Source organism: Arcticibacterium sp., from assembly GCF_055134445.1.
The window spans coordinates 1-7988 of sequence record NZ_JBSRVI010000151.1 but is presented as its reverse complement, the minus strand read 5'-3'; the positions used below and the strand labels follow the sequence as shown (position 1 = coordinate 7988).

Sequence of the window (7988 nt, the reverse complement as noted above, 5' to 3'; positions counted from 1 at the left end):
TCCGTCAAAACCAAAGTATGGGTGCCATGCAAAACCTACCGGCATGTTCGTTTCACCTGTATTTATGCCCTCAGCAGTCAGTAGTAACTTACCATCCTTAAGGCTGTACGTTAATATAAGTTCAAAAGGGAAGGGGTAACCCTCGTTATGACCTTCATAAACATATTTTGCCACCAGTTTACTGGCAGTATGGGAAACCAATTCAAAAGATTCAAACGCCACCAAACCATGAATGGCACTATGGCTCTCAACATCATTCTTTTCTAGTGTGTACGTTTTTTCTTCAAAAGTGTAAATGCCGTCTTTAATTCTGTTCGGGAACGGAAATAAAATGGCAGAAGGATATCCTTTTTTAGGGTCTTCTTCCTTTAAAGGGTATTTGATAACATCCACCTCATTTAAACGTAATCCCGTCACCGCTGCCCCGTTGAAAAGTTCAATTTCAACTTGGTCTCCTTTTTTATTCTTAAGTAGTAGCTTCGCCATGTAAATATTTTTGCGGTGCAAAAATAGAAATATTAGGCTTAAATAAACCTTAAAATCTTCTTAAAGACAGATAAGAATTGATATCACCTAGGTTAATATGACCTTGGTTTCAGTCAAGTGGGGGTCAACGCTATAGAAATTAGCTTATTATAGGTAACCTTCAACACCAAGTCCAAATAATGCGAAATCATATTTTACAGGGTCTTTTGGGTCAAAGCCCTTTAAATTTTGAGTTAATTCGACGGCCATTCCCCAGTTTGGCTTCGGAGTTTTAATCAATCCTAGTTTCCTGCCAACGCGTTCCACATGCACATCACAAGGGCAAACCAACTGACTCGGAGATATTTTATCCCAAATACCAAAATCAACCCCCAAGTTATCTTTCCTAACCATCCATCTTAGATACATGTTTATTCTTTTACATGCAGACTTTTTCAAAGGAGAGGAAATGTGCTTTTGAGTTCTCAAGGGGAAATCTTCAAGGTCAAAAAAAACTTTTCTGAAGTTTATCAAGCCTTTCTCCACAGTAGTATCTTCTTTAAGAATGGGTGCAGAAAACGCTCCTTCTAAGCCATTATGGTTTTGGTATATGTTTCTTAAAGCTTCTATGAAATATAACGTGTCCGTGCCATTAAAAGTCCTATGTTTGAAGTATTCAAACTTTCTTAAATCTGAATCCTGAAAGTTAAGAATGAACTCATACGGACTATTATCCATGAGGTTTAATAGCTCTGTACATTTGTTGATAATGGTTTTCCGTTGCCCCCAAGCTAGTATAGAAGCCAAGAAACCTGAGATTTCTATGTCCTCTTTTGTCGAAAAACGATGCGGAATACAAATAGGGTCATTATCAATGAAACCCTTTTGATTGAAGAATGAGTACTTCTCTTCTAGTAAGGTCTTAAGTTCTTCAAAAGAAAGCATTATTTTTCAGAATCTTTGCCGTTAAGAACTTTAGCCAGAACGCTAGATATAGCAGAAAAGACAGATAAAAAAGCGGTTAATATATATGAAAACAGGGTGATAATGGGATAGAATAATCCAAAAATCACATTCCAAATCACCTTAACAACTTTGTTTTCTTTTTTCAATTATTAATTATTTGGGGCTACAAAATAGGCCACTTCGGCCCTAAACCTTATATCCTTAGGATTTAACTTATAAAAAGCGGAAGGGGAAAGTCTAACTACCGTATTGGTATTATTTCCAGTGTTTGGAAGTTTGCCAATAACCTTGACCACAACTCTATCTCCTGTAGCTTCGTTTTTCACGGTCATTAAAGAACCAAGCGGAGCTGTTCTATGAAGAGCAAGCATTTTATTAGAACTTCTGTCCGTTTCAATTAGCTCAGCAATACCAATCTCGCTTACTTTAGAACCCATTGGGGCATTGGATACTACAAACTTCTCTGGGGTTTTGTCGTCAGGGAATTTACTTGGCATCGAAGCTGCGATATGCTCTTCGTAGTTCTGTTTAGAAGTTCTGATGATTAAAGTTTGACCAGCGTTTATGTCATTTTCTTCAATTCTATTGACTTTCTTTAGCTTATCTATATCTACATTATATTTCTTACTAATACTATATAGTGTTTCCTGTGGCTGTACATGATGCACGGTGCTAATTTCTCCCGAACTCTCTGAAGAAGGGCTAGCAGAACGTTCACTAACAACAGATGGTAATGTACTCTCTATAGTATTTGAAGATTTATGGATTGGGAACTTTAGGATTTGGTTCACATAAATATTACTGCCGCCCCTTAAAGATGGATTTGCGATGTAAACTTCAGCAGAGGAGCAATTATATTTTCTAAGTAAGCTGTAAAGTGTTTCATCCGCATTAACTTTGTGCTCAACAAAAGCTTTGTTAGAATCGTTTTGTGAAACGAGTGAGTCTGCCGGTGCAATTTTTGAGGCGTATACTTGGGAACAAAGTAAAATGCCAATAGCAATTGTTATTATCTTTTTCATTTATTTATTAGGAAGCGTTATTGTAACAAATGTAAATAATTTATCCATTTAATGTGGATTAGAGGATTGAAAAAAACAAATCTCGTATATTTAAAACTTTCAAATCACCTATAATATTGAAGATTCTAGGAATAATTCCAGCACGTTATGGTTCTACCCGATTTCCGGGTAAACCTTTAGTAGATGTTGGTGGTAAAACGTTGATACAGCGTGTTTATGAGCAAAGTCGCAAATCAGAGCTAATTAGCGATTTAGTGGTGGCCACAGATGATATTAGAATAAAAGACCATGTAGAGTCATTTGGTGGACAAGCTATCCTCACATCGGAGCTACATCCTAGTGGAACCGATCGTTGTGCTGAAGCGTACCTTAATATGAAACAGTCGAATGACTATGACTATATTTTGAATATTCAGGGAGATGAGCCATTCATCAGAACAGAGTTAATAGATGAGGTCATAGGTTTACTAGACTTTAAAACAGAAATAGCTACAGCGGTAAAGCAGATTAAAGATTTGGAGACGCTCCATGATCATAACGTAGTTAAAGCCGTTTTGACCATGAGAAAGCAAGCCTTGTATTTTAGCAGGCAAGCGATTCCATTTGTAAGAGATGTGCCCAAAGAAGATTGGCTGGAGCATTCAAAGTTTTATAAGCATATTGGCATATATGCTTTTAGGAATGATGTTTTGGAGCAAATAGTGAAATTACCGCTAAATATTTTGGAAAGTACCGAGAAGTTAGAGCAATTAAGATGGCTTGGGTATGGATACAAAATAATGGCGAAAGAGACAGATTATGATAGCATAGGTATTGACACGCCAGAAGATTTGAAAGGTTTAAGCTATAATTAGCAATAAAACCGTGGTTTTAGTCATTATTAATACCTAAAACCAAAGTTAAAAGAAGCCAAATTATGAATAATAGATACTCCATCCTGTGGGCGGATGATGAGATAGATTTACTGAAACCATACATCGTTTTTCTAGAAGGAAAAGGATATGACGTAACCCCAGTACCAAGTGGCTCAGATGCTTTAGATAAGGTTCAAGCAAATAATTATGATATAGTTTTCTTAGATGAAATGATGGCTGGTATGAGTGGTTTAGATACACTTGCCGAAATCAAGAAAATAAAGCCTTCCATTCCTTGTGTGATGATTACAAAATCTGAAGAGGAACATATCATGGAGGAAGCTATCGGCTCTAAAATAGCAGATTACCTTATTAAGCCTATTAACCCCAATCAAATCTTGATGTCGGTTAAAAAGCTTTTGGATAACAAAAGATTGGTATCTGAAAAGACCAATATGAGTTACTCTCAGGAGTTTAGAAATTTGGCAACACAATATAATGATAGAATAGACCATAATGAGTGGGCAGACATCTATAGGAAGTTGGTTTATTGGGAATTAGAGCTGGAGAAGTCTGCTGATAAATCTATGGAAGAGGTTTTTGAGATGCAGAAAATTGAGGCTAATAGCAAGTTTTCTCAGTTTGTGGAGGAAAATTATGAAGACTGGATCTGTGACCCAAATGTGGATAGGCCGGTGATGTCTCACCACTTAATGAAGAAAAATGTATTCCCATTATTAGAAGAAAATTCTCCATTATTCTTTATTCTAATTGATAATTTCAGATATGACCAATGGCAAGTCATCAGAGATGTTATAACGGAATTTTTCACTGTAGAAACAGAAGAGACCTATTATTCTATCGTGCCTACGGCTACTTCTTATGCCAGAAATGCCATTTTTTCAGGAATGACTCCTTTGGAAATGTCTAAGAAGCATCCAGACTTATGGGTCAATGATGAAGGTGATAATGAAGATGGTTTGAATAAGAATGAGAAAGAGTTTATGGAAAGGCAGTTGAAGAAAGCCAACAAAAAGATCCGATTCTCTTATAATAAAATCATCACCAATGCTCACGGAAAGTCTTTGAATGACAATTTTAATAACTTGCTTCAAAACGACCTAAACTGTATCGTTTATAATTTTGTGGATATGCTGTCGCATGCTAGGACAGATTCTGTTATGATAAAACAGCTAGCCCCTGATGAGGCTGCGTATCGTTCTATCACTAAATCTTGGTTCGAGCATTCCAGTTTATTAGATTTGTTGAAAATGGTAGCTCATAATAAAGGAAGGGTTATTTTAACGACAGATCATGGGATGGTACGAGTTAAGAACGCTAAGAAAATAGTAGGAGATAGGAACGTAAATACCAATCTGAGATATAAGCAAGGTAAAAATCTTAATCTTACAGATAAGAAAGATCATGTGGTAGAAGTGAGGAGACCAGATGATTTCGGACTACCGAGTCCTAATGTTTCTACTTCTTATTTCTTCGCTACAGATGATCACTTCTTTGCCTATCCTAATAACTTTAATTATTATGTTAGTCATTATAAAGATACATTCCAGCATGGCGGTATCTCGATGGAAGAAATGATTATCCCTTGTGTTTATTTAAAGTCTAAGTAATGCGTTTAATTCCCGTACTAGTGGTTTTATTTATTGGTCTTCAAACTAAGGCACAAGAGGTAGATAAAGGCTCCTGGTACGGGCATTTAGTTATAGGGTCGGCGGTTGGTGATTATAAGGATTATCTTGAAAATTATGGCGTAAAGAAGACCAAAGTAGGTTTGGATTTTGGCTATTTATTTAACATTCAAAAGAAATCGAAGGTAAATTCACCTATGCAAATAGGAGCGGAGATAGGCTTTATGCCTTTAGGCACAGACAATGTCAGTAGCCAAGTGGGTGGGAATTTCACACATGCTCATCGCTCTTTTAGGTTTAATGGACTCGCTAGGTATAGACCTATTCTCTCTGCAAGTGCAGTAAATCCCTTTTTTGACCTTTTCTTTGGGCCGGAATTAGTAACTTCAAGAGTGTCTGAAATATTATCTTCTGACGAAACTGTCAATGTTTTGTCCTATGCTAAATGGACTAAGAATTATGGTGTTGGCGGAGGCCTTGGTTTTAAAAAAGAAAATAGAAATGGTCAGCTGAGGTATATTGATATAGGTTTATATTATAAGTACTCAGAGAAAGTAAGGAGTATAAGAAGAAACTCCTTCTTTATATTATCTGATGGTAGCACAGGTTATGAAGAAACCATTGTTAAGCCTACCACCATTCAAATAAAATTAGGACTTACAGGTTTTCTGTAAGGTCGCTTAAAGTCCCTTTGTCGCAATAGACCGTTCTTCTCGGGAATCTTTCAATCAATTCTAAATCATGTGTGGCCATTAAAACGGCGGAACCTGAATCTTGATTTATTTTGAGGAACAGTTTTAATATTTCCAAAGACTTTTCTGGATCCAAATTTCCCGTAGGCTCATCGGCCATGATTACTTTGGGGTTATTTAATAATGCTCTAGCAATGGCGATACGCTGCTGCTCTCCGCCAGAAAGCTGATGCGGCATTTTACTTAGAATATCTGGAAGTCCCACTTGAACTAACACTTCTACAATCCTCGTGTTGATGGCGGACTTATCTTTCCAGCCCATAGCTTTTAAGAAAAACTCTAAGTTGTGTTTGATGCTCCTGTCGGTAAGTAATTGAAAATCCTGAAATACTATTCCTATCTGACGCCTTAGCATCGGTATTTCCTTTTTGGTTATTTCATGAAGATTATAACCCGCTACTGAGGCTTTACCTTTTTCAAGCCATAATTCAGCGTATAATGTTTTAAGCAATGAAGATTTACCGCTTCCGGTCTTGCCGATCATAAAAATGAACTCGCCATCTTTTACATTCAAATTTACATCAGACAGAATTAGATTGTCTTTTTGATAGATGTCGGCATTGCTTACTGATATAACCATAAAGAAGGTTCAAGTTTAATAAACACAAAGATAATCTTTGGTATCTATTTCTTGAACCTTCTTAGAATAATGTTATAAATACTATCCGTTTACTTTAGCGTGGTCAGCTAAGAATGTAGCTAAACCGCTATCTGTAAGTGGGTGTTTTAATAATGCTAATATGGCAGATAATGGGCCTGTCATAACATCAGCACCTATTTTAGCACATTCTAGAATGTGTATAGAGTGACGAACCGATGCTGCTAATATTTGAGTAGGGTAGCCGTAGTTATCGTAGATAGTTCTGATATCATCAATTAACTGAAGACCATCTGAAGAAATATCATCTAATCTGCCAATAAAAGGAGAAACATAAGTAGCACCTGCTTTGGCAGCCAAAAGAGCCTGACCTGCAGAGAATACTAAGGTACAGTTCGTTCTAATTCCTTTTTCAGAGAAATACTTAATCGCTTTAATTCCGTCCTTAATCATCGGAACTTTAACCACTATTTGGTCGCTGATTTTAACTAATTCTTCTCCCTCCCTTACTATGCCTTCAAAATCCGTAGAGATAACTTCTGCACTTACATCACCATCTACAATATCACAAATGGCTTTGTAATGATTTTTAACATTTTCTGCTCCACCAATGCCTTCTTTGGCCATTAGGGAAGGGTTGGTAGTTACGCCATCTAGAACACCTAGGTCTTGGGCTTCTTGAATATCCTTTAAGCTTGCGGTATCAACGAAAAATTTCATTTTTAATGTAGAGTAAGGGTAAAAAAAAATGGCAAATTCACCGCTACGACCACCTACCCTTGCTGCCTTCCGGCCCTGGGGGTTTCAGCAGGAGCTGGTAATTTGCCGTCACAAAAGTAGTAGTTTCTGTTTTTCTCCCCAATGATTCTGCATTTAATTTTAAAAAAATATTAAGAGATCATTTAAAAGGCTTTGTGGTCAGTAGACTAGGCAATGATATATATATAAGTATAGCAATATGCTTCTAACAAATAACTAAATTCACGACCGAAAAGAACAATGATATGAATCTGAAAAATATAATACTCTGGCTTACAGTTATATTAATGATACTTTCTGCCGCTGTGCAGTTAAATGATCCAGATCCGTTTACTTGGATTTTGGCTTATTTGTTTGTGGCATTTTTAGGTTTTAAGAAAATTAAAGGAAGAAAGGATGCTTACTGGATGCCGGCATTGGTCTATCTTTTTTGGGGTTTAAATCAGTTTCCACCTGAGTGGGAAGGCGTGCTTTTAAATCAAGTAGGAATGAAAACTTTAAATATTGAACTCGGAAGAGAGTCGCTTGGTCTTATAATATGTGCTTTATTTTTAACGCTTTATAGTTTTATTGACAAGAAATGAAAAACCTTCTATTAATTGTTTTCCAGTTTGTGTTTCTCACAGGCTTTTCTCAATGGAAAAAAAACGATAAGACTTCTAGCCCACTTGGCGTTGAAAATAAATTAGAGTTTGATGCCGAATTTGCCAGTGATGATGCTGGTAATACTTATTACTGTTGGACTGATTTCCGAAATGGGAAAGGTGAGTTATTTGCACAAAAGCTCAATAGATTTGGTGTGCCTCAATGGAAAACCAATGGCGTAAAAGTAGGAACGGTGGTAGACGCGGTTAACTACACTTTAACTTTAAAGAGTATCTACCCTTTAAGTAATGGCAATGTATTTATTGCATGGCATAAGG

General features: G+C 36.6%; 11 protein-coding genes. 5 read left to right on the top strand and 6 right to left on the bottom strand.

Translation table 11 applies throughout. The features are described 5' to 3' along the window. The 4 genes from ACTBZY_RS19655 to ACTBZY_RS19640 form a co-directional block, all read right to left on the bottom strand. A partial coding sequence (locus ACTBZY_RS19655) for an aldose epimerase family protein (protein WP_463048077.1) occupies positions 1-486 on the bottom strand: 486 nt, incomplete at its 3' end. A 147-nt stretch (positions 487-633) separates the two neighbouring features. Continuing rightward, a complete protein-coding gene (locus tag ACTBZY_RS19650; RefSeq protein ID WP_463048076.1) occupies positions 634-1410 on the bottom strand; it encodes a TIGR02757 family protein in 777 nt (258 codons plus the stop codon). Further along, entirely contained in the window at positions 1410-1577 is a 168-nt protein-coding gene (locus ACTBZY_RS19645; protein WP_463048075.1) for a hypothetical protein, read from the bottom strand. Before ACTBZY_RS19645 ends, ACTBZY_RS19650 begins: the two co-directional genes overlap by 1 nt. A gap of 3 nt (positions 1578-1580) precedes the next feature. Beyond that, on the bottom strand, positions 1581-2453 hold the full coding sequence (locus ACTBZY_RS19640) for a LysM peptidoglycan-binding domain-containing protein (RefSeq protein WP_463048074.1): 873 nt from the start codon (positions 2451-2453) through the stop codon (positions 1581-1583). 116 nt (positions 2454-2569) lie between these two features. On the opposite strand from ACTBZY_RS19640, the gene kdsB reads away from it, so the two are divergent. The 3 genes from kdsB to ACTBZY_RS19625 all read left to right on the top strand — a co-directional run bounded on the left by kdsB (position 2570) and on the right by ACTBZY_RS19625 (position 5630). After that, positions 2570-3307 (top strand): 3-deoxy-manno-octulosonate cytidylyltransferase, encoded by a 738-nt coding sequence (kdsB, locus tag ACTBZY_RS19635; RefSeq protein ID WP_463048073.1) that lies wholly within the window; start codon positions 2570-2572, stop codon positions 3305-3307. Between the two features lie 62 nt (positions 3308-3369). After that, a complete protein-coding gene (porX, locus tag ACTBZY_RS19630) occupies positions 3370-4938 on the top strand; it encodes a T9SS response regulator signal transducer PorX (RefSeq protein WP_463048071.1) in 1569 nt (522 codons plus the stop codon). Beyond that, positions 4938-5630, top strand: coding sequence for a hypothetical protein (locus tag ACTBZY_RS19625; RefSeq protein ID WP_463048070.1), 693 nt, complete (start codon positions 4938-4940; stop codon positions 5628-5630). The genes porX and ACTBZY_RS19625 overlap by 1 nt, the downstream gene beginning before the upstream one ends. Here the strand turns inward: ACTBZY_RS19625 and ACTBZY_RS19620 are convergent. Both ACTBZY_RS19620 and fsa read right to left on the bottom strand, forming a co-directional pair. Further along, entirely contained in the window at positions 5614-6288 is a 675-nt protein-coding gene (locus ACTBZY_RS19620; RefSeq protein ID WP_463048068.1) for a cell division ATP-binding protein FtsE, read from the bottom strand. The two genes, ACTBZY_RS19625 and ACTBZY_RS19620, sit on opposite strands and share 17 nt — an antisense overlap. A gap of 81 nt (positions 6289-6369) precedes the next feature. Next, positions 6370-7026, bottom strand: coding sequence for a fructose-6-phosphate aldolase (gene fsa / locus ACTBZY_RS19615; protein ID WP_463048067.1), 657 nt, complete (start codon positions 7024-7026; stop codon positions 6370-6372). 284 nt (positions 7027-7310) lie between these two features. Between fsa and ACTBZY_RS19610 the strand changes: the two genes are divergently transcribed. Continuing rightward, positions 7311-7649 (top strand): transmembrane 220 family protein, encoded by a 339-nt coding sequence (locus ACTBZY_RS19610; RefSeq protein ID WP_463048066.1) that lies wholly within the window; start codon positions 7311-7313, stop codon positions 7647-7649. After that, on the top strand, positions 7646-7988 hold a 343-nt coding region (locus ACTBZY_RS19605), incomplete at its 3' end, for a hypothetical protein (RefSeq protein ID WP_463048065.1). The genes ACTBZY_RS19610 and ACTBZY_RS19605, both read left to right, overlap by 4 nt.